Genomic DNA, 23,235 nt, shown 5'->3' with positions numbered 1-23,235 from the left:
TGGGCGGTTTCCACGTCAAAGCTCCTTCTCCATCACCCACGCGATCCGCTCCCCCGCATGGTCTTGCGGCAAGCCGTATACTTCCTTCTTCATGACTTTGCGAAATCCCAGCCGTTCCCAAGCCGCCTGTGCCGGGTGATTTCCGAGCAACACCCCGAGACGGACGGCGGTCCATCCCATCCGTTCCGACGCCAGAGTCAGGAAGTGTTCCATGACTTCCCGCCCCAGCCCTTGGCGGTGCAAGTCCTTGCGGAAAATGAGAAAACCGATCCAGGGAAAGCCGTCACGCGGGTTGCGACGAAGGTACGTCAAGATCCCGCAGGGGACTTCCGATTTGTCGAACAAACCCAGCATGCATTCATCCGGGTTGGTGTTTGCTTCCTGCCAATCGTGTTTGAGCCGCGCAAGGGAATAATCCGGTCGCCCTTCCGAGACCCGGAGAAAAAAACGGTTGGTGCGGATCACCTCCAGAAAAGCGTTCAACTCGTCTTCGCGAATCTCCCTGGCTCTGAGGCGTTCGGTTTCAAACTGTCTGATCATGAAAGGAAGTCCTCCTCTTGTGCAAAGAAGACGGGAGCAAATCCGGCTTTCGTTTCCGCCGGAAAACGGCGGGCCGGAATAACTCCCGACTGCAAAGTGTGACGGGGTTTTTGTCCGCAAGCGGTCAGATCCCCAGTTTTTTCATGGTCTCGGAGATCTGTTCCAAATGGCGCCGCTCATGGTATTCCAGGAACGTGATCCACTGCTGAAGACTGAGCATGCCGAACAAGGGATGGCTGAAAGCCCTGCGTCTCAGGTCTTCGGGAGTGAAGCCCTTGATCGCCTCCAGCAACTGTTCGCGGGACCGGGTCAGTTTTTCGGTCAGTTCATCCGAAGAAATCGGTTCGTTTTTCGGCTCAAGCGCCGGATTGGGCACCTTTACGCGCACGCTTCGGTCGAGAACGGTCTCGATGGGTCGTTCGACGAAGGGGGTCTCGCTGATTTCAAACAACCCGTGGCGAATTTGCGAGGCCACCGCCCGTTCCACCAGATGCAGGTGTTCCGCGATTTGGGCCACCGACCATTCCGCATCGGACGGTCTTCGGTTCAAATCTTTATGTGAAAGGGAACGGATTGTTTGCAAAAGTTGTTGGCGAATCCCGGTGAGGGAAGACAGAGGCATGAAGGTTCCTCCTCGAATGTGTTTCCGTTCATTTCTGCAAAGAAACCGGAATTCCTGCTAGAAATTTGAAAATGAACATTGATTTATTTGCAAAAAAAATGAAGGACCTGCTTCCTCCACAGGCCCTTCACTTCGGGTCAGCCTTTGGGTTGACGCTTGAGCAATTCCCGCACCATGTCCGGATCGGGAGTGACGAACAGCGTACGTTGTTTTTCGTAAATGACGAACCCGGGTCTGGAGCCGGAGGGCTTTTTCACATGCTTCACCAAGGTGTGGTCGACGGGAACCTGGGCCGAATCCCGGGCTTTGCTGAACCACGCGGCAAGCATCGCCGCTTCCAGCAGGGTGCGCTCCGGAAATTCACGGGCGCGGATCACCACGTGAGAGCCGGGGATTTCCTTGGTGTGCAGCCAGGTGTCGGTGGGGGATGCCAATCGGTGAGTCAACCGGTCATTTTGTTTGTTGTTCCGGCCGATCTGAATCGTGATGCCGTCCGACGAACGGACGGAGAGCGGTTCGGGATGGTCTTTCTTGCGCCGGTTCTGCTTGCGCGGCTGAGACTTGAGCCATCCTTCTTCCTCCAACTCCTCCCGGATTTCTTCCAGGTCCCGGATCGAGGCGTTTTCCAGCTGAACCAGCACCGATTCGAGCCAGGCATTATCCTCTTCCGCTTTGCGGATCTGCTCCTCGTTCCATTTCACGGCCGCTTTCAGTTTGTTGTATTTCTTGAAGAAGCGCTGGGCGTTTTCGGAGGGAGACAACATCGGATCCAGCGGGATGACCAGTTCCCGTCCTTCCGGATCGTAATAGTTGATCACGCGCGCTTCCGTGTCTCCGCGTTTGACGAGATGCAGATGGGAGGTGAGCAATTCACCGTGCACACGGTATTCCTCCGCTTTGTCCGCTTCCTCCAGCTCCCGTTTCAAGATGTGAATCTTTTTGACGTTTTTCTCGATTTCGCTTTTCAGACTGCGGACGAGATCCTGGGTTTGCTGGCGGATCCGGTCCCGCTCCGCCTTGCCGAAGTAAAAACGGTCGAGACATTCGCTGATCGATTCGAACCGCCGGATTTCCCCGCCGGTGTGGGTCATCGGCCATACGGAATACCCCTGTTTCCCGTCCGTGTCGAACAAGGCGGGCTCATACCGGTGTTCCCGTGCGGCCGCCATGAATCCGGAAAATGTCCGCCAAAGAGCCTCGCGGTCGCCGAGAGGCGCCCGGTGCAAAATTTCTTTCGCCAAGAGGGGGCTCAGTCCCGAAAAGCGTTCCACCATCTGTTTGTCCAGCCGGCCCGCGTTGTAGTCCAATGAGGCGATGAATCCGTCCCGTCCGATCTCGAGCGGATTTTTTTTGTTTTGGGGGGGCGGGGGAGTGTAGCCGGTTCCCGGGTACACTTGCCGGTGTCTGGACACTCCGAAGCCCACGCGCCGGATGGCGTCCAGCACATTCCCCGAATCCGGGTCGATCAGGATCAGGTTGCTGTGCCGGCCCATGATCTCCGCCACCAGCCGCCGGGTGGTCTCAAAGCCCAGTTCATCCCGGGAGCGGATGTCGATATGAAGAACCCGTTCCATTCCGTCCTGGGCGATTCGTTCAACCCGGCCTCCTTCCAAATGTTTGCGCAGCAGCATGCAGAACATCGGCGGTTCGGAAGGATTGTCCGTCGGGTTTTCCGTCAAATGGACGCGTGCATAGGCCGGATGGGCGGACAGGAGGAGTTTGTGCAGCCGTCCGCGGTTTCTGACGTGCAGGAGCAATTCGGTGTCGCTCGGTTGGTACACCTTGACCACTTTTCCTCCGGTGAGAACATTCTCCAGTTCATGTGCCACGGCGCGGGTGACAAATCCGTCAAATGACATGGCGTTTTCATCCTTCTCTGTCTGATTTCCGCTTCTGGTTCGGCGGGATGGGCGCTGATGGACGCCCGCCGAGGTCATGTTTCATTGTACACCAAACTTCCGTGCCCGCACACGGCTGTTTGGCCGGGAGCGTCCCGGACATGTTTGGAGCCCGTCCTGAATAGATTGGAAGTGGAGAGATGGACAAGAAGGAGGAAGCACAATGACGCGGGCACGATTCACGGATTGGGACGCCGAAAAAGTGGCATCCCATTTCCGGGTGGACCCCGGCAAAGGACTGGACGAACAGGAGGCGGCGGAGAGACGGAAGAAGGTCGGAACCAACAGCCTCAGCGAAGGAAAGAAGAAATCCTGGATCGGATTGTTCATCGATCAGTTCAAGGATTTCATGGTGTTGGTTCTGATGGCGGCCACGTTGATTTCCGGGTTGCTCGGGGAATACACGGACGCAATCGCCATCATCGCCATCGTTTTGCTCAATGCAGTGCTCGGATTCATCCAGGAAGTGAAGGCGGAGCGTTCGCTTCATGCCCTGAAAAAACTGTCCGCTCCCCGGGCGAGGGTGCTCAGGAACGGAACCTGGCAACGGGTGGACGCGGATCAACTGGTTCCCGGCGACATCGTGGCGGTGACCGGCGGTGACCGGATTCCTGCCGATCTCCGGTTTTTGAAGACGGAGACGCTGTATGTCGAAGAATCGGCGCTCACCGGCGAATCGGTTCCGGTGGCCAAGACGGCGACCCGGTTGCCCTCCGGCGATCTTCCGCTCGGTGATAGGAAAAACATGGGGTACATGGGAACGTTGGCAGTCCGCGGCAACGGGATCGGAGTCGTGATCGCCACCGGGATGAACACGGAAATGGGGAGAATCGCCCACCTGATCGATACGGCGGAAGAAGTGGAAACGCCCCTGAAACGAAGGCTGGAACAGTTGGGGAAAGTGTTGATCGTCGTCGCGCTTCTTCTGACCGCACTGGTGGTGGTCACCGGCATTTTGCACGGCCATGATGCGTACAAAATGTTCCTTGCCGGCGTATCCCTGGCCGTCGCCGCCATTCCCGAAGGTCTGCCTGCCATCGTGACCGTGGCGCTTGCTCTCGGAGTGCAGCGGATGATCCGGAGAAAGGCGATCGTGCGCAAGCTTCCTTCGGTGGAAACGCTGGGCTGTGCCACGGTGATCTGCTCGGACAAAACGGGAACGCTCACGCAAAACAAGATGACGGTGACACGGATCTGGACGGACGGGCGCATGGTGGAAGTGACCGGTACCGGCCATGAGCCGGAAGGAGCATTCCGGGCCGACGGAAGAGAGATTCGCCCGCTCGACCACCAGCCGCTTCGTCGTGTACTGGAAATCTCCGCTTTGTGCGTCAATGCCCGGCTGGTGAAGGAGACGGACAAGGGAGGCATGTTCCGAAGGAAAAAAACGGAATGGACGGTCGACGGGGACCCGACCGAAGGAGCACTGGTCGTGGCAGCCGCCAAGGCGGGGCTGCATCAGGACCGGATGCAATCCGAGTGGCGGCGGATCCGCGAGTTTCCGTTCGACCATGAACGCAAAATGATGTCGGTCATCGTGGAACGAAAAGACGGGAGAAAGATTTTGTACAGCAAGGGAGCTCCCGACGTGCTCCTGGACCGTTGCACGCACATGCTGTACCAAGGCAAGATTCTGCCGCTGACGGATGCGCTCCGGGCCGTGGTGCTCAAAGTGAACGAGGAACTGGCGGGACGGGCCCTCCGGAATCTGGCCTTTGCCTGGAGGGAGCTCGACCGCTCCGCGGAAAACGGAAAGGAATGGCAGCTGGAGCGCGGGATGATCTTCGCGGGGCTTGCCGGCATGATGGATCCGCCGCGGGAAGAAGTGAAAGAATCGATCAAACGGTGCCGGCAGGCGGGGATCCGGACGGTGATGATCACCGGTGACCATCAGGCGACGGCCGAGGCGATCGCCGTGGAGCTCGGCATCAAGCGACCGGGCGGTTTGACAGTCACCGGAGCCGATCTCTACAATATGAGTGATGAAGATTTCCTGCGAAAAGTGAATGATATCGACGTGTATGCCCGCGTGTCGCCGGAGCACAAGCTTCGCATCGTGAAGGCCTTGCAAAGTCAGGGGCATGTGGTGGCGATGACGGGAGACGGCGTGAACGACGCGCCGGCGATCAAGGCCGCCGACATCGGCATCGCCATGGGCAAAAGCGGCACGGATGTTTCCCGTGAAGCTTCTTCCCTGGTGCTGGCGGACGACAATTTCGCCACCATCGTGGCGGCCATCGAGGAAGGACGGAACATCTACGAGAATATCCGCAAATTCATCGCCTATCTGCTGGCAAGCAACGTGGGAGAAATCCTGATCATGTTTCTGGCCATGCTGGCCGGTCTGCCGCTTCCGTTGGTGCCGATCCAGATTTTGTGGGTCAACCTGGTGACGGACGGATTGCCTGCGATGGCACTCGGCGTGGATCCCGCGGAGGGGACCAACATGAACCGGCCGCCGCGGGACAGCCGCGAAGGGATTTTTGCACGGGGAGTCGGTTGGAAGATCGTCACGCGCGGCCTGTTGATCGGTGTTTGTTCCTTGGCGGCGTTCTGGATCTCCTGGGCCGAATCCCCCGCCGATCTGGCCCGGGCTCAGACCGTCACGTTTGCCACCCTGGTGTTTGCCCAGCTGATTTACGTGTTTGACTGCCGGTCCCGCACCACCATATTCGGCCGCACGCCGTTTGACAACAAAGCGCTGGTGTTGGCCGTCCTGTCTTCGGCGCTGATGCTGCTCACCGTCATCTATTGGCAACCGCTTCAGCCCGTCTTCCGGACGGTGCCGCTGGGAGTCAGGGAATGGATTCTGGTCGCGGTGACTTCTTCGTTGCCGGTTCTTGCAGCCGGGCTTCTGGATCAGCTGGTGCCGGGGCGGCTCCGGATGCGCAAAACCGCCGCACACGGGGGCTGACACAGAAAAAAGAGGGATCAACATGAAATTCACCAAGATGCACGGTCTGGGAAATGATTTCGTCGTGGTACGGACGGAAAGAACGCCCGATCCCCGGGAAGCCGGGAAATGGGCCGTCCGGTTGTGCGACCGTCACACGGGGATCGGGGCGGACGGCCTCGTGGTGATCGCCCCTTCGCAGACGGCGGACGTGGCCATGCGCATTTTCAACAGTGACGGTTCGGAAGCGGAACAGTGCGGAAACGCCGTTCGCTGCGTGGCACGGTATGCCGCGGAGCGGATCGTCGGCTTGAAGGAATGCTTGACGGTGGAAACCAGGGTGGGACCCCAGACCGTATGGACGGAAACGAAAGACGGCCGGGTCCGGCGGATCCGGGTCGACATGGGGGAACCGGTTCTGGAGCCGGCGCGGATTCCCGTCCGAATGGAAGGTGCCCGGGCGGTGGAACGGGAAATCGCGGTCGGTGACCGCACGTTTTTCTTTACCGCCGTTTCCATGGGCAATCCTCACATGGTCATCGAAGTGGAAGATGCTGTTTCGTTTCCGGTGGACACCTGGGGACCGCTTCTGGAAACGCATGAGTGGTTTCCTGCCCGGACCAACGTGGAATTTGTCACGTTCCACTCTCCCGAAGAGGTGACCATGCGCGTGTGGGAGCGTGGAGTCGGTCAGACCATGGCCTGCGGTTCCGGTGCCTGTGCGGTGGTGGTGGCGGGCGTGTTGACGGGGCGGTCCCGCCGCCGGGCGTTGGTGCATCTGAAAGGCGGGGACCTGTGGATCGAATGGAATGAACGGGATGGTCACGTCTACATGACGGGACCGGCCGAATTCGTGTTTGAAGGGGAATGGCCGGGACCGGGTTTGTGAGATCGCGCATGGCATCCCCGACCCGATCGGGATGTCGCGTGGGGAGCTGAGACCGCAACGAATGCCGGGGGCTGGGCGGCATGAAGGCCGATCGTCATTTGCGGGACTGTTTCCGCGTGTCCGAACAAAAGAGCACGCAGGAAACAGTCCCTGTTTTTCATGCGCGTATGGCACAAGCGGTTCCGCCTGTTTCGGCGGTTCGTCCCCGGCCAAGAGGTCATTCTCCCGGCCGGTCGGAGACACGGCGGGATCACTCGTTGTTTCTTCGCTTGCGGACGGCCCTGATCAGGAAAAACGTGCCGGCGGTAATGGCGAGGATCAAGACTCCTCCCCAGGTGAACGGATTGGGAAAGGTCTTCCGGATCCAAATGCGGTTGTGTTCCCCGGGGCGGATGTTCCAGGTGAGCGTCCGGCCGTCATCGCTTGCGGAGGTGGCGTTGTGATCATCGGGTTTCACGGGAAGGCTGAGGATGAACTTCAGGTTCATCCGGTCATACAGGAGCTGCTCCAGGCCGAACAGATCGCTTCGTTTCCATCGGGTGAGGTCCACATCCTTGTCCAGGGTGACGGTGGTGAACAGAAGATCGTGGCGGACGCTGAGCGGACGGTCATCCGGACCGGAGAAAACGGATACGCCGTCCATCCCGGCAGGTTGCACGGCTTCGTGAACCCACTCGCGGAATTCCGTTCCGGGCGGTTCTTTGACGATGTTTTCCACCTCCTTCACCGCGATCCAACCTTGCAGGTCTTTTTCGGTGACCGGGATGATCCGGTATCCGCTTTCCCGCAGACGGTTTTTGACCGGTTCCAACCGGGAGAGGATGAGCTCGTTGGACACCACTTTGTATTCATACGTGCCGGACCCGTCCACATGCAGGGTCAGTCGGGCGTGGGCGTTCACGCAGCCCGCCGCCAACAGTAAGAGAAAACAGAGAATCATCCTGCGACTCAGGGAGACGGAGGTCATGAACCGATTTCCTCCTTGGCATGAATCCAGGTGCGATACAAGGCTGTGATCTTGTTTCATGCACACATTCGAGCATCTGCACCTCCATGCCTGCCGACGCTTGAAATCGATCGGCCTCCTTCCGAATCCGGCGGGTGATGAACGGTCGGACAGGATGATCGGGAACAAAACGGGAGATGCAGAGGCGCATGAGGCGTTGGCGGATTCATCCGACCGATTCCAAACGGCGGATGTTTTCCGAATTTCGAATGTAACCGGTTCCATGTTTTGAAACCCGGAAGGCGATTGCGTTACAATGGGTGGGGACTTTTGAAAATCATTCTTGCAGAGCTCACGGGAGGGGACCATGGAACCGATCATTCGCTTTGACCATTCGGCGGCCGCCGGATTTTTGGCGGAGCATGAACTGGAACATCTGGCTCCGGCCGTCAAAACGGCCCATGACCTGTTGCACACCGGTACCGGAGCGGGATCCGATTTTCTCGGATGGGTCAACTGGCCCGCCGAGTATGACCGGGAGGAATTTGCGCGCATCAAGGCCGCGGCTGAGCGGATCCGTCAGGATTCCGACGCCCTGGTGGTGATCGGCATCGGCGGGTCCTATCTGGGGGCCCGGGCGGCCGTGGAGATGTTGTCGCATACATTTTATAACCAGCTGCCGCGGGACAAGCGGGGCGGCCCGGAAATCCATTTCGTGGGGCATCACATCAGCAGCGATTATGTGGCCCACCTGCTGGACGTGTTGGAGGGCAAGCGGTTCAGCATCAACGTGATCTCCAAATCGGGAACAACGACCGAGCCGGCCGTGGCTTTCCGGATTTTCCGGGAACATCTGGAAAAACGCGTGGGCAAGGAAGAAGCGGCCCGGCGGATCTATGCCACCACCGACCGGAAAAAAGGTGCACTGCGCAAACTGGCCGATGAAGAAGGATACGAAACGTTTGTCATCCCCGATGACGTGGGGGGACGTTATTCGGTGCTGACCGCGGTGGGGCTGTTGCCGATCGCCGTCGCCGGCATTGACATCGACGCGATGATGGCGGGGGCGGCCGACGCCATGGAGCGCTACCGGACGCCGGATCTTTCGGAAAACGACAGCTACCGGTATGCGGCCGTCCGCAATTCCCTGTACCGCAAAGGGAAAACGACGGAGCTCTTCGTCACGTATCAGCCGGCTCACGTCTTTTTTGCGGAATGGTGGAAACAGTTGTTCGGAGAGAGCGAAGGAAAAGACGGCAAGGGCATTTTCCCGGGTTCCGTCCATTTCACCACCGACCTGCATTCCATGGGGCAATATGTACAGGAAGGGCTTCGGAACCTGTTTGAAACCGTTTTGTTCGTGGAAAGATCCCGCACCGCCGTCGTACTGCCGGAAACCGCCGATGACCTGGACGGACTCGGATATTTGGCTGGCAAGGAGCTCGACTTCATCAATGCCCGGGCGTTTGAAGGTACCATGCTGGCCCATGCGGACGGAGGCGTGCCCAACCTGGTCGTCAAACTGAAGGAAATGAATCCGTACGCGTTCGGTCACCTGGTGTATTTCTTTGAGAAAGCGTGCGGCATCAGCGGCTATCTCCTGGGCGTCAATCCGTTTGACCAGCCGGGAGTGGAAGCATACAAGCAAAACATGTTCGCCCTGCTGGGCAAACCCGGTTTCGAACAACGTCGGGAGGAACTGTTGCGGCGACTGGGACGGAGCTGATCCGTCCGCGTGAAACGGCAAGAGGACCGGTTTTTCCGGTCCTCAACCATGACACACCGAACCGGCGAAGCATCCGCCGGCAACAACGTCACCATCTTGTCAACGTCACGGACGGGATTCTTCCCGTCCTTTTCTGTTTTCCGGTGGACTCACTCAACCGGTTTCAGCATCGTCCGCTTCATTCGTTCCAGCTTTGAGGCCGTTTCTTCACGGGTGGATCCCACCGCGCCGAAGTAGAACTTGATTTTCGGTTCGGTGCCCGAAGGACGGACCGCCACCCAACTTTCGTCCGCCAATTTGAATTTCAGCACGTTGGAAGGAGGCAGTCCGGCGAATCCGTGAGCGTAATCTTCCACGGAAAGAACCGGGATTCCGCCGATTTCCGAAAACGGCGTCCGGCGAAGGGCATCCATCCACGCTTCCATTTTCCTGAGACCGTCCGCGCCCGGGAGCGTGTAGGAAACCAGCGTTTCCTGATGCACCCCGTGTTCGGCGAACAGCCGGTCCAGCACATCCACAAGGGTTTCACCGCGAAGCTTGTGCCATGCGGTCATCTCGGCCGCCAACATCGCCGCCTGCACGGCATCCTTGTCCCGGACAAAATCCCCGAACAGATAACCGTAACTCTCTTCATACCCCATCAGAAACGTATGAGTGCCCGATCTCCCGGCTTCCTCGATTTTTTCGGCGATGAATTTGAAGCCGGTGAGAAGATCCACGGTGGCCACGCCGTACGTATCCGCCACTTTGCGTCCCAGTTCGGAAGTGACGATGGTCTTCAGGATCAAGCCGTTTTCCGGCAGGATCCCCAGCTCCCGTCTCCTCTCCAGCATGTAGTGGAGCAGCAGCGCCCCGATCTGGTTTCCCGTCAGCGGCACATATTCTCCGCCGTGACGCACGGCGACGCCCAACCGGTCCGCATCGGGATCGGTGGCGATGACCAGATCCGCATCCTTCTCCGCGGCAAGCACAAGCGCCATCCGGAGCGCTTCCGGTTCTTCCGGATTGGGGGAAGGAGCGTGGGGGAATGCCGGATCCGGGGTGGCCTGTTTATCGACGATATGTATGTGACGGATGCCCAGTTCGGAGAGAATCCCGGTGACCGGTCGCAGTCCGGTTCCGTGCAGCGGCGTATAGACGATGCGCAGATCATCGGCCGCTTGACGGATGACGTCGGGGCGAAGGGAAAGGGATTTCACATGCTCCATGTAGGCTTCGTCCACTTCCGGGCCGGGGCGGAGGATCAGTCCTTGCTTTGTCCCTTCGGCGAGCGAAAGAACATCCAATTCGATTTCATCCTTGACCGCGGCGATTTCCCGTTGAATCTGACCGGCCGTTTCGGGGCCCGATTGTGCCCCGTCGGGTCCGTACACCTTGTATCCATTGTATTCCGGCGGGTTGTGGCTGGCGGTGATCATCACTCCCCCCCGTGCTCCCAGATGGCGGACGGCGAACGACAACACCGGCGTGGGCCGAAGTTCCGGAAACAGGTACACGGGAATGCCGTGCGCGGCAAAGACCCCTGCGGCCTCGGAGGCGAATTCGGCGGAATATTTCCGCGAATCGTGGGCGACCACCACTCCCCGTTCGTGAACATCGGCGAACTGTTTGAGCAGGTGGCGGGCAAATCCGGCCGTCGCCCGGCGGACCGTGTAGCGGTTCATGCGGTTCGTGCCTGCACCGATGATGCCGCGCATTCCCGCCGTCCCGAACGACAGGTGGCGTGAAAACCGGTCTTCGATCTCGGCGGCGTCGCGCAGCGATTCCAATTCTTTTCGCGTGCCGGGATCCAGCCGGGGGTGATTCAACCAATGCAAATATGTTTCATTCATGGTATTTCCTCCCGATGAGTGATCACATCTTCATCATAATGCCTGCATCCGGCGGGAAACAACGACCATCGTCGCCGTTTCGTACGGATGATCCTTTTTTGAAGCGCCATCTGCGGTGAAATCCGGGGGGAATGCTCATTGTCGTCGGTTTGAAGATTATGTCATAATGAAAAAGACCGGCTGTCCGTATTTTTTTTTGCATCGGTTCATTAACAAGACCGCATTTCAAGGCGTCAGAGGAGAGGATGAAACCATGGATCGGCTGGAACGGTTGATGAAAGAGTTGACGGAAGCGGGTGGCATTTCGGGATTCGAAGGGGAAGTGCGCAAAAAAATGGAAGCGTATCTGTCCCCGCTTTCGGAAGAGCTTCTCCGTGACCGGCTCGGAAGCGTGGTGGGAAGGAAAACCGGAGATCCGAACGGCCCGAAAGTGCTGATCGCGGGACATTTGGATGAAATCGGCTTCATGGTGACGGGCATCACGGAGAAGGGGTTCCTCCGTTTTCAAATGGTGGGATCCTGGTTGCCGCACAACGTGCTGTCCCATCGTGTTCGCGTTCGCTCGCGCAAAGGGGAGTATCTCGGGCTCATCGGCTCCAAGGCGCCGCACGTCATGCCGCTCGAAGAGCGCAGACGCTTGGTCGAATTGAAGGACATGTTCATCGACGTCGGGGCCTCAAGCCGTGAAGAGGTGGAAGAAATGGGCATCCGTCCGGGAGACCCCATCATCCCCGAATCGCCGTTCTTCACCATGAAAAACGGGGAACTGTGGGGAGGCAAAGCCCTGGACAACCGGGCCGGCTGTGCGTTGGCCGTCGAATTGCTGCACGCACTTCAGGATACGGACCATCCGAACATTGTGTTCGCGGGTGCCACGGTCCAGGAGGAAGTGGGGTTGCGCGGAGCGGAAACCTTGGCCAATCTGGTGGAGCCGGACGTGGCCATCGCCGTCGACGTGGCCCTGGCGTACGACACGCCCGGTCATGAGAATCATCCCCTCCAGGCGGATTTGGGGAAAGGTCCGGTCCTCTTCCTGATGGATCACTTCCTGATCGCACATCAGGGACTGCGCGACTTCTTGCTGGAAACGGCGAAAGACCTGGACATTCCGGTGCAGTTTGAAGTGATGATGGGCGGTGGCACCGACGGGGGAAGATTCCACCTGCAAGGAATCGGATGTCCCACCATCGGCATCGGCTGCCCCACCCGTTACATCCACAGCCATAACGGCATCATGTGCAGAAAGGATTTTGAACAGACCGTCCGGCTGCTGAAAGAACTGGTTCGCAGGCTGGATCGCCGCAAGCTGGAAGAATTGCTTGCCTGACGGATTGAGGGCTTTTCCCGACTCACCGGAAAATCGAAAACGGGGGCATGCACGGCGTTTGACAGTCCGCGGTTCATCCGCGGACTTTTTTGTGCAATTTTTCCCATTCAAAAACAGACTTGCATCCTTCTGTTGATTAAATTAATATAGTAAACGTGCTTTTCATTAAATGGTCAATAAATTTCATAAGTTCAAGAGCGGCTGATGACACACGGTTTTCAATACCGTGAAAAGAAAGAAAAAACAGCCGATTTGATGGAGGGGAGGAAAAACATCAAAGAGAAAGCGCATTCATCCGCTGGATCGGGGATTTTTTCATTTGTTTTGATCCGTTCCATTTTTCTGTCTGTTTCACCAATTTCAGCATTTTTGTTTTGATTTTAATTTTTTTAATTGGGGCACAAATTCACCGGTCATTGCTTTCTGAATAAAAATTATTCTCTTGTTGGAAAAATAACCTTCGATTCATGATCGGTGCTGGGAGGGGAATGTCGAGTGAGTCTGTTTCGCACGAAAGATATTGCCGCAATCGTGCGCCAGACGGAAGGCGGCAAGACAAATCTGAAACGCGATTTGGGTGCATGGGATTTGACCATGCTGGGCCTTGGGGCCATCATCGGAACCGGGATCTTCGTCTTGACCGGTACGGGAACCCTCACTGCCGGTCCTGCACTGGTTTTGTCTTTTGTTCTGGCGGGAATCGCCTGCGCGCTCGCCGCGCTGTGCTATGCCGAATTTGCCGCGATGGTTCCGGCTTCGGGTTCCGTTTATACTTACACCTATGCCACGCTGGGAGAGTTTTTGGCTTGGATCATCGGCTGGGATCTGGTCCTGGAGTACATGTTCGCCGTCAGTGCCGTGTCGGTCGGTTGGTCCGGCTACTTCCAGTCCCTGCTGGCCGGCTTTGAGATTTATCTGCCGGAAGTGTTGACCGCCGCACCGGGCGCGAAAGACGGGGTTATCACTTTCTTCAACCTGCCGGCTTTCCTGATTGTTTTCCTGGTGACGTTCCTGCTGGTTCGCGGGATCACCGAGTCCAAGCGGGTCAACAACATCATGGTGGCCATCAAGGTCCTTGTGGTTCTGCTGTTCATCGCGGTCGGCGTGGGCTACGTCAAACCGGATAACTGGCAGCCGTTCGCTCCGTTCGGTTGGGAAGGCATCACCACCGCCGCCGCATTGGTGTTCTTCGCCTATGTCGGCTTTGACGCCGTGGCCGCCGCCGCGGAAGAAACCCGCAATCCGCAAAAGGATCTGCCGAAAGGAATTTTGTGGTCGCTGGGAATCTGTACCGTTCTGTATGTGGTCGTCACCTTGATCATGACCGGAATCGTTCCGTTCATGGACTTCAAGAAAGACATGTCCCACCCGGTGTCTTTGGCGCTGAAATATGCGGGACAAGACTGGTTTGCCGGAATGGTCGACCTGGGGGCCATTCTGGGGATGACCACGGTTCTCCTGGTGATGCTGTACGGTCAAACCCGGATTTTCTTCGCCATGTCGCGTGACGGTCTGCTTCCGAAATCGTTCAGCACGGTTCACGAGAAATACAAAACGCCGTACGGCAGCACTTGGGCTTGCGGTCTGATCGCCGGACTGGTTGGCGGTCTGATTCCGCTGGACAATTTGGCCCAGCTGGTGAACATCGGCACGTTGTTCGCCTTCTCCCTGGTTTCCGTGGGCGTGCTGGTGCTGCGCAAAACGCGGCCCGATCTCCCGCGTCCGTTCAAGGTGCCGTTCGTGCCGGTCGTGCCGCTGCTTTCCGTGGCCTTCTGCCTGTACCTGATGCTCCAACTGTATGCGTTCACCTGGATGGCGTTTTTGATCTGGCTCGCCATCGGGGTCGTGGTGTACTTCACCTATTCCCGCAAGCATTCCAAACTGAATCAACAGCAACAATCCTGATGCCTGAGTGATTCTGTCCCTGACCGGTTTCGGTCGGGGATTTTTTTGTCCGGAAGGACGGGTTCGTCCGAAAAAAGGGAAGCAGCATGAGATCGGAGGAAGGGCTGATGCCGGAGGCGGCACCAGGCCCGTCAAATGGAAGGAAAAAGATGAGGATTTCTCGAATGGCTCGGGATGTGATGGTTACATCCGGAGATCGGCTTCCTGATTGCGGATGAGCTTCATCCGTTGCAGCAGCCGGATGAGCCGGGTTCCCATCGGAAGCAGCCGAAGTTCCGCTTCACCCAGCGTGCGGGTGAGGATCAGGGTGAGAAAATAGATCACGCAAGCGAACAGCCCCAGCCCGGCACTGAGAACGGTGCTGGCCAGACGCGGGGAATCGGACTGCCCGATCCAGCCGCCGGAAAATTTCCAGGCGGCCAGCAAGATGACCGACATGATCAGGGTGGAGAGCAACGGTTTGCCGATCTGCCGTCCCCACTTTAAGCGAATGCCCGTCTTGGCGAGGACCATCCACATGTTGAGCGCGCAGACCACCACGTAGGCCATCACCATGGCCAATGCGGATCCGGTGATGCCCATCTTCGGAATGAAGACGAAGTTTCCCGCGGACTTGACGGCCGCTCCGATCAGGAGATGGCGAACGGGAATTTTGTTGTATCCGAGTCCCTGCAAAATCCCTGAGCTGGTCACGGCCAGCGTGCTGAAAATCGCGGAAAAGGCCAGGACCATCAACGTGGTGGTGCCTTCGTCATCCCGGTACATCATGATGTTCAACGGACGGGCGAGGATGACCAGCATCATCACGCAGGGGAGGCTGACCACCAGGGTCATCAGCCAGGACTGTCCGACCTTGTGTTCGACCGCTTTCCATTCCTGTTTGGCCACATGGGCGGAAATGGCCGGGATCAGCGCCAACGTGAGCGCGGAGGAGAACGTGGAAATCACGTTGACAAACGGTTCTCCCCGGCTGTAGATGCCGAACAGGGTGTTGGTGGCGCTTTCGTCGTAGCCGATTTCCATCAGTAGGCGCGGCACGGTGAACGAGTCCACCAACCCGATCAGCGGCAGCACCAGGGAAGCGAGAGAAATCGGAATGGCAAAACGAAGAATCTTGCCGGCCAGCGGCAACAGCGGCTCCGCGGAGGAGTTGCCGCCTTCCGCATGGCGGGGGCGATGGGCGGTCAAATCCCGGCGATTGTACCAAAGGACCACCGCCAGGCCTCCGAGGGCTCCCAAAAACGCGCCGGATGTGGCCCCGGCGGCGACCCACTCCTTGGAGAAGCCTTCACTCACCATCCACCAGGTCAGGCCGATCACCGCTCCGACGCGGATGATTTGTTCCACGACCTGGGAGATTCCGGTGGGCATCATTTGCTGGTGGCCTTGGAAATACCCCCGGTATACGGCCATCAGCGGCACGATCAGGATGGCGAATGCCAACACCTGCAGCGAAGATTTGGTCGGGGGGTTTTCCAGGAGATGTCGGCTGATGAACTCGGCTCCGAAAAAGAGCAGGCAAAATGCGGCCAGACCGCTGAGCGACAGGATGAGCGACGCCGCTTTCAGCACCCGTCTGGCTCCGAACCAGTCCCCGCCCGCCATCCGTTCCGCCACGAATTTGGAGACGGTGATGGGAATGCCGGCGGAAGCGACCATCAGCAGGATGGTGTAAAATGGAAAAGAAATCCGATACAATCCGACTGTCTCATCTCCGGCGATGTTTTGAAAGGGCATCCAGAAGAGGCTCCCGATCACTTTGGTGAACAGGGTGGCCACACTCAGGATGAGCGTACCCTTGACCAGTTTGTTTGCCATTCATCAACTTCCTTCTGCTAGATTTGTAGAGAAGGGAGCACCATTTCTTTTCCGCCGGTCGGGGAAAAGAAATTTCCTTCTCGAAATCCGTTTTACTATTTTATCAGGAACGCCGGAAAAATCACACGACAGAAATTCGAAGAGAGGGAAAGGACCGGATTTTCACTGGATGCCGGCGGGGCGTTTCGGATATGATGGGAAGCGGACAAGTCATGCGAACAAACCTGGAAAGAGGGGTCGTATGAAATCGGAAAATGCCGTTTTCAGCATGACGGGGTTCGGACGAGGGGAAGCGGAGCACGAAGGAATCCGTGTCGCGGCGGAAATCCGCTCCGTCAATCACCGGTTTCTGGAGATTCAGGTGAGGCTTCCCCACGGCTTTTTGTCTCTGGAAGAGGCGGTGCGCAAAGAAGTGCAAAGCGCCGTTCGCCGCGGACGCGTCGATGTGTTCATCACGGTGGAAGCCGCGTCTCTTCCGGAAAGATCCGTCCAGATCGACTGGGAACTGGTCCGGAAGTTGATCGAAGCGGGGCGGGAGTTGGAGAAGAAGATGGACATCCGGTTTGATCTGACGGTTTCGGATCTGATGGCAAGACCCGAATGTTGGATCATCGGAGAACCGGATCCCGATGTCGGGAAGTGCCTGCCGCAGGTGATTTCCGCCGTCCGTGAGGCGGTCGGACGTCTGCGGGAGATGAGGTTGGCCGAAGGGGCGAGGCTTCGGGATGAGTTGCTGGAGCGGCTCCGGTCGCTCCGGGAAGTGGAAGCGTCCATTCGCCGCGAGGCGGCTTTCGTGCCGGAACGGATGGCCGGCAGGATCCGCGCCCGGATGGAAGAATGGCTGAAAGAGGCCGACATTCCGGAGGAGCGGTTGTTGGCGGAAGCGGCGATCTGGGCGGAAAAGGCGGACATCACGGAGGAATTGACCCGGCTGGACAGTCACTTGCGGCAATTCGGCGAAGCGCTGGACAGTGCGGAGCCCGTCGGCCGGCGCCTCGATTTCCTGATTCAGGAGATGAACCGCGAGATCAACACCATCGGCTCCAAAGCGGGGGTGGCGTCGATCAGTGAGCGGGTGATCGAGGCAAAGAGCATTCTTGAAAAAATGAAAGAACAAGTGCAAAATATCGAGTAAGCTCATTGATTCACCGGGTGAAAGAGTCTAGAATAACCCTAGCAGGTGTTTTTGACGATCACCCTGGCAGGTGTTTTTGAGGGCCGCTCGCGCCAACCGCGGGCCAACCGGAGAGTATCGAAGGGGGAACCTTGACGTTGGGCATCAAGTTGATCAATATCGGCTTCGGCAACATTGTTTCCGCCAACCGGATCGTGGCGATCGTCAGCCCCGATTCCGCCCCCATCAAGCGGATCATTCAGGAAGCCCGCGAGAGGGGCGTGCTGATTGATGCGACGTACGGAAGACGGACCCGGGCCGTCATCATCACCGACAGCGATCATGTCATTCTTTCGGCGGTCCAGCCGGAGACCGTGGCCCATCGCCTGGCCAGCAAGGAACAGAGCGATGAGATGGTGGAATAGGGAAGGAACCGACGAATGAAAGCTGCTTACCAATATCGGAAAGAAGGACTTCTGATCGTGGTGTCGGGCCCCTCCGGGGTGGGGAAGGGAACCGTTTGTTCGGCGCTGCGCAAGCGCATGCCGCAACTGGTTTATTCCGTTTCCGCCACCACGCGGAAACCCCGCGAAGGTGAGATCGACGGGGTCAACTATTTCTTCAAATCCGTGCCGGAATTCAAACGGATGATTGAAAACGGCGAACTGATTGAGTGGGCCCAATATGTGGGAAACTATTACGGGACACCCCGGCGGTTCGTGGAAGAAACGCTCGCCCAAGGCAAGGACGTCCTGCTGGAGATCGAAGTGCAGGGGGCCATGCAGGTGAAAGAGCGTTGTCCGCACGGTGTGTTCATTTTTCTGGTTCCGCCCAGCATGGATGAGCTGCTCAACCGCATCAAGGGGCGCGGAACCGAAACGGAAGAAACGATCGCCGACCGGATGGGGGCCGCCGCGGATGAACTCAAGCAGATTTGCCATTATGATTACGTCGTGATCAATGACGAGGTCGAGCGGGCCTGCGACAGGCTGGAGGCGATCATCACCGCCGAACATTGCCGGCGCGACCGGTTGATCATGGAAACGTAAACAGAAGGAGGGATTCAAGTGCTGTATCCGTCCATCGATCATCTGATGACCAAAGCGGACAGCAAGTACTCCCTGGTGGTTCTCGCATCCAAGCGGGCGCGTCAACTGCTGGACGGCGAGGAGTCCAAGGTGAAGCCCAAACCGTTCTCCAAAAAATACGTGGGAATGGCACTCGAAGAGATTGCCGCCGATCTTTTGGTACCGGAAAACGGTTCGGAAGAAAAGTGACAACCTGTCATGGGTTGTGCGAGAGCTGACAATTCGTTCAAACGATTGAAAGGGATTCAGGAGGCTCCTTTCGGACGGGTGACGGGGAGAGCCGTTCCGAATCCCTTTCGGTGCCCGTTGGAACATGGTTTGTACGCCCGCACAACCCGTCATGGGTTGTTATTTTTCTATGAGCGACAACAGGGGGCAAGAGCATGAACGGAAAACGAATCGTACTAGGCATCACGGGCGGCATCGCCGCATACAAGGCAGCCACGGTGGCGAGCCGGTTGACCCAGGCGGGTGCGGATGTCCGGGTGATCATGACGGAAGCGGCCACCCGCTTTGTCACTCCGCTCACGCTCCAGATTCTCTCCCGCAATCATGTGTCCGTCGATACGTTTGATGAGAGGAATCCGGCCGTGGTGAATCACATTGACCTGGCCGACCATGCAGACCTGTTTGTGATCGCGCCGGCCACCGCCAATCTGATCGCAAAGCTGGCGCTGGGTCTGGCGGATGACATGCTGTCCACCACGCTGTTGGCCACCCGCGCTCCCATCGTCATCGCACCGGCCATGAATGTCAACATGTATCGAAATCCGGCCGTGCGACGGAATCTCGATGAACTGCTGAAAAGAGGGGTGTTTCTCATCGAGCCGGGAGTGGGCCAGCTCGCCTGCGGGTATGTCGGGGAAGGACGCATGGCCGAGCCGGAGGAAATCGTGGCATGGGTGGAGCGATTTTTCTCCCGGGAACGTCCGCTCGACGGAAAAAAGGTGCTGATCACGGCGGGGCCGACGCTGGAGGCGATGGATCCGGTTCGCTACATCTCCAACCACTCGTCGGGGAAAATGGGGTTTGCCCTCGCCGAAGCGGCCCGGGAAGCGGGAGCCGAGGTGACGCTGGTCAGCGGGCCCGTTTCGCTTGACACGCCCCCGGGAGTGAAGCGGGTAGACGTGCGCAGCGCGGAAGAAATGTTGGAGGCGGTTCTGGCCGCCCTTCCGGACGTCGACGTGATCATCAAGGCGGCGGCGGTGGCGGATTACCGGCCCAAAACAACCTGGTCCCAAAAACTGAAAAAGACGGCCGATACAATGGTGCTCGAATTGGTGAAAACGGCGGACATCGCCGCGGAAGTGGGAAAACGGAAGAGAACCGATCAGCTCTTGGTCGGGTTCGCGGCGGAAACGCAGGATCTGGAACGTCATGCCCGGTCCAAACTGGAACGGAAAGGGATGGACCTGATCGTCGCCAATGACGTGACCCGGCCGGGGGCCGGATTCGGGACGGACACCAACATCGTGTCGGTGTATGACCGGGACGGTTTGGTCTTGTCGTTGCCTCAAATGGACAAAAAAGAAGTGGCCCGGCGACTGATCCGGTTGGTCGGTGAGAGGCTGCATGCGCACTGAACCTTTGGTGGCCGAAGTGGTGGTTGACGTGCCGGCCCGGGAGACGGACAAAGTGTTCGACTATCTGGTGCCGGATGAACTCGCTCCGGTGGTGGAAGCGGGCAGCCGGGTGCAGGTTGAATTCGGCACGCGAAAACGGGTCGGGTATGTGGTGGGGCTGAAACGCGGATCACGGACGACCCGGCTCAAGGAAATTCTGGACGTGATGGATCTTTTGCCCCCGTTGACCCCGGAGCTGGTCAGGCTGGGGCTTTACATGGCCGAAGAATATGTGTGCCGGGTGATCACGGCGTTCACCGCCATGGTGCCTGCCGTGCTCAAGGGGAAGTACCGCCGGGTGGTCGTGCTCCGGCCCGAGGCATCCGACAAACCCGAGTCGCTGCTGAGCCTGTCCGCGGAATCCCTCTTTCAAGTGCTGTCGGAACGAGCCGAAGTGGATGTGGAAGAAGCGCTGAAGCTTCCGGGCATCACTCCCGGCGTGCTGCGGGAATTGGAAGCGGAAGGGCGCATCGCGCTGGAAGAGCGGGTGGGAGACAGAAGCACGCACAAACGGGTGGTTTGGGTGAAGCCCGCGGATGTTTCCGGGCTGGAAGAGGCGATGCGCGCTTTGCCGGCGCGTGCAATCCGCCAACGGGAGATTCTCCGGCGCTTTTCGGAACATCCGGAAGAAGTGAGCCTGCCGGAGCTGCTCAGGAAGACGGGGGCATCGCGCCAAACGGTGAAATCGCTGGTTTCCGCCGGCGTTCTGCTGTGGGAAGAGCGGGAGTCGTACCGGGATCCTTCGGGGGGCAAACCCGTGGAACGAACGGAACCTCTGCCGCTCACGGATGAACAGGCTTCCGCCTTGGCGGCCATCCGGGAACCCCTTCGAAAAGGGCGTTTCCATTCCGTCTTGCTGCATGGGGTGACCGGGAGCGGAAAGACGGAAGTGTACCTTCAGGCGATCGAGGAAGCCTTGCGGTTGCAACGGGAGTCCATCGTGTTGGTCCCGGAGATTTCGTTGACTCCGCAGATGGTCAAACGGTTCAAGGGACGATTCGGGGATCAGGTTGCCGTGTTGCACAGCGGGTTGTCCGCGGGTGAACGGTACGATGAATGGCGAAAAATCCGCCGCGGGGAAGTCAAGGTGGCCATCGGAGCCCGATCGGCCGTTTTTGCCCCTTTTCGCCGCCTTGGCCTGATCATCATCGACGAGGAACACGAGTCATCCTACAAACAGGAAGAAAATCCGAAGTACCACGCCCGCGAGATCGCCAAGTGGAGAGCGAGGGAGCACGGAGCGGTTCTGGTTCTCGGTTCGGCCACCCCGTCCCTGGAAAGTTATGTCGCCGCGCGAACCGGAGGACATGAGTGGGTGAGGCTGGAGAAGCGGGTTCACGGCCGACCGCTTCCACGGATCGAAGTGGTGGATCTTCGCGAAGAATTGCGTACGGGAAACCGCTCGATGTTCAGCGGTGTTCTTCGACGGGAAATCGAGGGAGTCCTCCGGAGAGAGGAGCAGGCGGTCCTGTTTCTCAATCGCCGGGGCTTTTCCACCTTTGTCATGTGCCGGGAGTGCGGAGAATCGCTGATGTGTCCTCACTGTGACATCTCCCTGACGTTCCACCGCACCAACCGGACCGTTCGCTGTCATTATTGCGGGCATGCCGAACCGGTGCCCGCTGCCTGTCCGGGATGCGGCAGCCGTCACATCCGGCATTTCGGCGCCGGAACGCAGCGGGTGGAAGAGGAGTTGACCCGCCTGTTTCCGGGGATCCGGGTGATTCGGATGGACGTGGACACCACCGGGACCAAGGGTGCGCATGAGCGGTTGTTGTCCGCATTCGGGGAAGGTCGGGCGGATGTGCTCCTCGGCACGCAAATGATCGCCAAAGGGTTGGATTTTCCGGGAGTGACGCTGGTGGGCGTGATTGCCGCGGACACCATGCTTCACCTTCCGGACTTCCGGGCATCCGAACGGACGTTCCAACTCCTGACGCAGGTGAGCGGTCGGGCCGGAAGGCACGAACGTCCGGGAAAAGTGGTCATCCAGACTTACAGTCCGGAACACTACAGCATCGCATTGGCGGCGGCGCACCGGACGGAGGAATTTTACCGGGAAGAAGGCAGGCTCAGAAAGCGGCACGACTATCCGCCGTTTTGCGGCCTGTTCACCATCCTGCTCAGCCACCCGGACCGTGTGAAACTGCTTCGGGCCGGTCAGGAGTTGGCACGGTTTATCGGCGGAAGACTGCCCGGCGATTGCCGGATGCTCGGTCCCGTTCCCGCTCCCGTTCCGAGGATCAACGACCGGTACCGCCTGCAACTGATCATCCGGCATCCGTCGAAGGCGGAAACGGCAGATCCCGTAAAAAGCATCCTGAGGAAAGCGGAGGGTCTGCTGAACGATCCCGAATTGCGGATTCAGCTGGATCGCGACGGAGTGTTGCCTTGAAAGTCATTGGAAACCCGTTCCCGAACCCGGGTTTGTTTCCGGGAACAACGTTCTTGGCCGGCCGTGGAAAACGGTCGGCGGATCATTTCGGAGGCGGACCGGCAAAAGCCGTTTCGCCGGAGAGGAGCTGAAAAAGTGGGAATCAGACGCATTGTTCAATATCCGGATCCCGTCCTCAGAAAGAAAGCCGTTTTGGTTTCCCGTTTCAACGAGCGGCTTCACAAACTGTTGGATGACATGGCCGAAACCATGTACGACGCGAGAGGAGTCGGGCTGGCCGCTCCGCAGGTGGGCATTTCCAAACGGGTGATCGTGGTGGATGTCGGAGACGGGCTGTACGAGATGGTGAACCCCGAGATCGTGGCCAAAGAGGGAGAACAGATCGAACCCGCGGAAGGATGCCTCAGCATCCCCAATCTGCTCGGAGTGGTGAGACGGGCCCGTTGGATTCGGGTGAAAGGTCAGGACCGGTACGGCAATCCGGTGGAACTGGAAGCGGAAGATTACCTGGCGAGGGCGTTCCAGCACGAAATCGACCATCTCAACGGCATTCTCTTTCCGGACGTGGCCGACCGGGTGTTCAGGCCGGAAGAATCGGAGGAAGAAGACGAGTGAACAAA

General features: G+C 58.4%; 18 protein-coding genes. 12 read left to right on the top strand and 6 right to left on the bottom strand.

Features of this window, described 5'->3' with window-relative positions; genetic code table 11:
• Window positions 1-15: 15 nt before the first annotated feature.
• The 3 genes from EG886_RS08195 to EG886_RS08185 all read right to left on the bottom strand — a co-directional run bounded on the left by EG886_RS08195 (window position 16) and on the right by EG886_RS08185 (window position 3,021).
• The gene (locus EG886_RS08195; RefSeq protein WP_124727683.1) at window positions 16-540 is read right to left on the bottom strand and encodes a GNAT family N-acetyltransferase; all 525 of its coding nucleotides are present in this window, start codon (window positions 538-540) and stop codon (window positions 16-18) included.
• A gap of 124 nt (window positions 541-664) precedes the next feature.
• Entirely contained in the window at window positions 665-1,162 is a 498-nt protein-coding gene (locus EG886_RS08190) for a DinB family protein (RefSeq protein ID WP_124727682.1), read from the bottom strand.
• A gap of 137 nt (window positions 1,163-1,299) precedes the next feature.
• On the bottom strand, window positions 1,300-3,021 hold the full coding sequence (locus EG886_RS08185; RefSeq protein WP_124727681.1) for an Rqc2 family fibronectin-binding protein: 1,722 nt from the start codon (window positions 3,019-3,021) through the stop codon (window positions 1,300-1,302).
• Between the two features lie 202 nt (window positions 3,022-3,223).
• Between EG886_RS08185 and EG886_RS08180 the strand changes: the two genes are divergently transcribed.
• The gene (locus tag EG886_RS08180) at window positions 3,224-5,974 is read left to right on the top strand and encodes a calcium-translocating P-type ATPase, SERCA-type (RefSeq protein WP_124727680.1); all 2,751 of its coding nucleotides are present in this window, start codon (window positions 3,224-3,226) and stop codon (window positions 5,972-5,974) included.
• A gap of 22 nt (window positions 5,975-5,996) precedes the next feature.
• Complete coding sequence (dapF, locus tag EG886_RS08175) at window positions 5,997-6,842, top strand: diaminopimelate epimerase (RefSeq protein ID WP_124727679.1); 846 nt, start codon at window positions 5,997-5,999, stop codon at window positions 6,840-6,842.
• 250 nt (window positions 6,843-7,092) lie between these two features.
• Here dapF and EG886_RS08170 read toward each other — a convergent pair whose 3' ends face one another.
• Window positions 7,093-7,809, bottom strand: coding sequence for a DUF3153 domain-containing protein (locus EG886_RS08170; protein WP_164491733.1), 717 nt, complete (start codon window positions 7,807-7,809; stop codon window positions 7,093-7,095).
• 346 nt (window positions 7,810-8,155) lie between these two features.
• Here EG886_RS08170 and EG886_RS08165 point away from each other — a divergent pair, with 346 nt between their 5' ends.
• Window positions 8,156-9,514 carry a glucose-6-phosphate isomerase gene (locus EG886_RS08165; RefSeq protein ID WP_124727677.1) on the top strand — a complete coding sequence of 453 codons (1,359 nt, stop codon included), beginning with the start codon at window positions 8,156-8,158 and terminating at the stop codon, window positions 9,512-9,514.
• Window positions 9,515-9,663: 149 nt separating this feature from the next.
• On the opposite strand, the gene EG886_RS08160 is transcribed toward EG886_RS08165, so the two are convergent.
• Window positions 9,664-11,346: a phospho-sugar mutase gene (locus EG886_RS08160; RefSeq protein WP_124727676.1), complete on the bottom strand. Its 1,683-nt coding sequence runs from the start codon at window positions 11,344-11,346 to the stop codon at window positions 9,664-9,666.
• Between the two features lie 253 nt (window positions 11,347-11,599).
• Here EG886_RS08160 and EG886_RS08155 point away from each other — a divergent pair, with 253 nt between their 5' ends.
• Window positions 11,600-12,673 (top strand): M42 family metallopeptidase, encoded by a 1,074-nt coding sequence (locus tag EG886_RS08155; RefSeq protein WP_124727675.1) that lies wholly within the window; start codon window positions 11,600-11,602, stop codon window positions 12,671-12,673.
• Between the two features lie 495 nt (window positions 12,674-13,168).
• On the top strand, window positions 13,169-14,578 hold the full coding sequence (locus tag EG886_RS08150; RefSeq protein WP_124727674.1) for a branched-chain amino acid transporter BcaP: 1,410 nt from the start codon (window positions 13,169-13,171) through the stop codon (window positions 14,576-14,578).
• Window positions 14,579-14,761: 183 nt separating this feature from the next.
• Here EG886_RS08150 and EG886_RS08145 read toward each other — a convergent pair whose 3' ends face one another.
• Window positions 14,762-16,396 (bottom strand): putative polysaccharide biosynthesis protein, encoded by a 1,635-nt coding sequence (locus tag EG886_RS08145; RefSeq protein ID WP_124727673.1) that lies wholly within the window; start codon window positions 16,394-16,396, stop codon window positions 14,762-14,764.
• A gap of 241 nt (window positions 16,397-16,637) precedes the next feature.
• On the opposite strand from EG886_RS08145, the gene EG886_RS08140 reads away from it, so the two are divergent.
• From EG886_RS08140 to def, 7 genes are all read left to right on the top strand, one after another.
• A complete protein-coding gene (locus EG886_RS08140; RefSeq protein WP_164491732.1) occupies window positions 16,638-17,531 on the top strand; it encodes a YicC/YloC family endoribonuclease in 894 nt (297 codons plus the stop codon).
• 137 nt (window positions 17,532-17,668) lie between these two features.
• Window positions 17,669-17,935 carry an extracellular matrix/biofilm regulator RemA gene (remA, locus tag EG886_RS08135; protein WP_124727671.1) on the top strand — a complete coding sequence of 89 codons (267 nt, stop codon included), beginning with the start codon at window positions 17,669-17,671 and terminating at the stop codon, window positions 17,933-17,935.
• 15 nt (window positions 17,936-17,950) lie between these two features.
• On the top strand, window positions 17,951-18,559 hold the full coding sequence (gene gmk / locus EG886_RS08130) for a guanylate kinase (RefSeq protein WP_124727670.1): 609 nt from the start codon (window positions 17,951-17,953) through the stop codon (window positions 18,557-18,559).
• A 45-nt stretch (window positions 18,560-18,604) separates the two neighbouring features.
• Window positions 18,605-18,787, top strand: coding sequence for a DNA-directed RNA polymerase subunit omega (rpoZ, locus tag EG886_RS08125; RefSeq protein WP_420894166.1), 183 nt, complete (start codon window positions 18,605-18,607; stop codon window positions 18,785-18,787).
• A 194-nt stretch (window positions 18,788-18,981) separates the two neighbouring features.
• Window positions 18,982-20,181 (top strand): bifunctional phosphopantothenoylcysteine decarboxylase/phosphopantothenate--cysteine ligase CoaBC, encoded by a 1,200-nt coding sequence (gene coaBC, locus EG886_RS08120; protein WP_124727668.1) that lies wholly within the window; start codon window positions 18,982-18,984, stop codon window positions 20,179-20,181.
• Window positions 20,171-22,615: a primosomal protein N' gene (gene priA / locus EG886_RS08115; protein ID WP_124727667.1), complete on the top strand. Its 2,445-nt coding sequence runs from the start codon at window positions 20,171-20,173 to the stop codon at window positions 22,613-22,615. Before coaBC ends, priA begins: the two co-directional genes overlap by 11 nt.
• 135 nt (window positions 22,616-22,750) lie before the next feature.
• Window positions 22,751-23,230, top strand: coding sequence for a peptide deformylase (def, locus tag EG886_RS08110; protein ID WP_124727666.1), 480 nt, complete (start codon window positions 22,751-22,753; stop codon window positions 23,228-23,230).
• Window positions 23,231-23,235: the final 5 nt, after the last annotated feature.

It is taken from the genome of Staphylospora marina (assembly GCF_003856495.1).
In the GTDB taxonomy this organism is placed as follows: Bacteria; Bacillota; Bacilli; order Thermoactinomycetales; family Thermoactinomycetaceae; genus Staphylospora; species Staphylospora marina.
The sequence above is the reverse complement of the archived record's forward strand: the minus strand, read 5'-3'. Positions and strand labels throughout refer to the sequence as shown.

Coding starts and splice junctions, on each gene's coding strand:
- EG886_RS08195 (WP_124727683.1), bottom strand. CDS start 540: ATGATCAGACAGTTTGAAACCGAACGCCTCAGAGCCAGGGAGATTCGC.
- EG886_RS08190 (WP_124727682.1), bottom strand. CDS start 1,162: ATGCCTCTGTCTTCCCTCACCGGGATTCGCCAACAACTTTTGCAAACA.
- EG886_RS08185 (WP_124727681.1), bottom strand. CDS start 3,021: ATGTCATTTGACGGATTTGTCACCCGCGCCGTGGCACATGAACTGGAG.
- EG886_RS08180 (WP_124727680.1), top strand. CDS start 3,224: ATGACGCGGGCACGATTCACGGATTGGGACGCCGAAAAAGTGGCATCC.
- dapF (WP_124727679.1), top strand. CDS start 5,997: ATGAAATTCACCAAGATGCACGGTCTGGGAAATGATTTCGTCGTGGTA.
- EG886_RS08170 (WP_164491733.1), bottom strand. CDS start 7,809: ATGACCTCCGTCTCCCTGAGTCGCAGGATGATTCTCTGTTTTCTCTTA.
- EG886_RS08165 (WP_124727677.1), top strand. CDS start 8,156: ATGGAACCGATCATTCGCTTTGACCATTCGGCGGCCGCCGGATTTTTG.
- EG886_RS08160 (WP_124727676.1), bottom strand. CDS start 11,346: ATGAATGAAACATATTTGCATTGGTTGAATCACCCCCGGCTGGATCCC.
- EG886_RS08155 (WP_124727675.1), top strand. CDS start 11,600: ATGGATCGGCTGGAACGGTTGATGAAAGAGTTGACGGAAGCGGGTGGC.
- EG886_RS08145 (WP_124727673.1), bottom strand. CDS start 16,396: ATGGCAAACAAACTGGTCAAGGGTACGCTCATCCTGAGTGTGGCCACC.
- EG886_RS08140 (WP_164491732.1), top strand. CDS start 16,638: ATGAAATCGGAAAATGCCGTTTTCAGCATGACGGGGTTCGGACGAGGG.
- gmk (WP_124727670.1), top strand. CDS start 17,951: ATGAAAGCTGCTTACCAATATCGGAAAGAAGGACTTCTGATCGTGGTG.
- rpoZ (WP_420894166.1), top strand. CDS start 18,605: ATGACCAAAGCGGACAGCAAGTACTCCCTGGTGGTTCTCGCATCCAAG.
- coaBC (WP_124727668.1), top strand. CDS start 18,982: ATGAACGGAAAACGAATCGTACTAGGCATCACGGGCGGCATCGCCGCA.
- priA (WP_124727667.1), top strand. CDS start 20,171: ATGCGCACTGAACCTTTGGTGGCCGAAGTGGTGGTTGACGTGCCGGCC.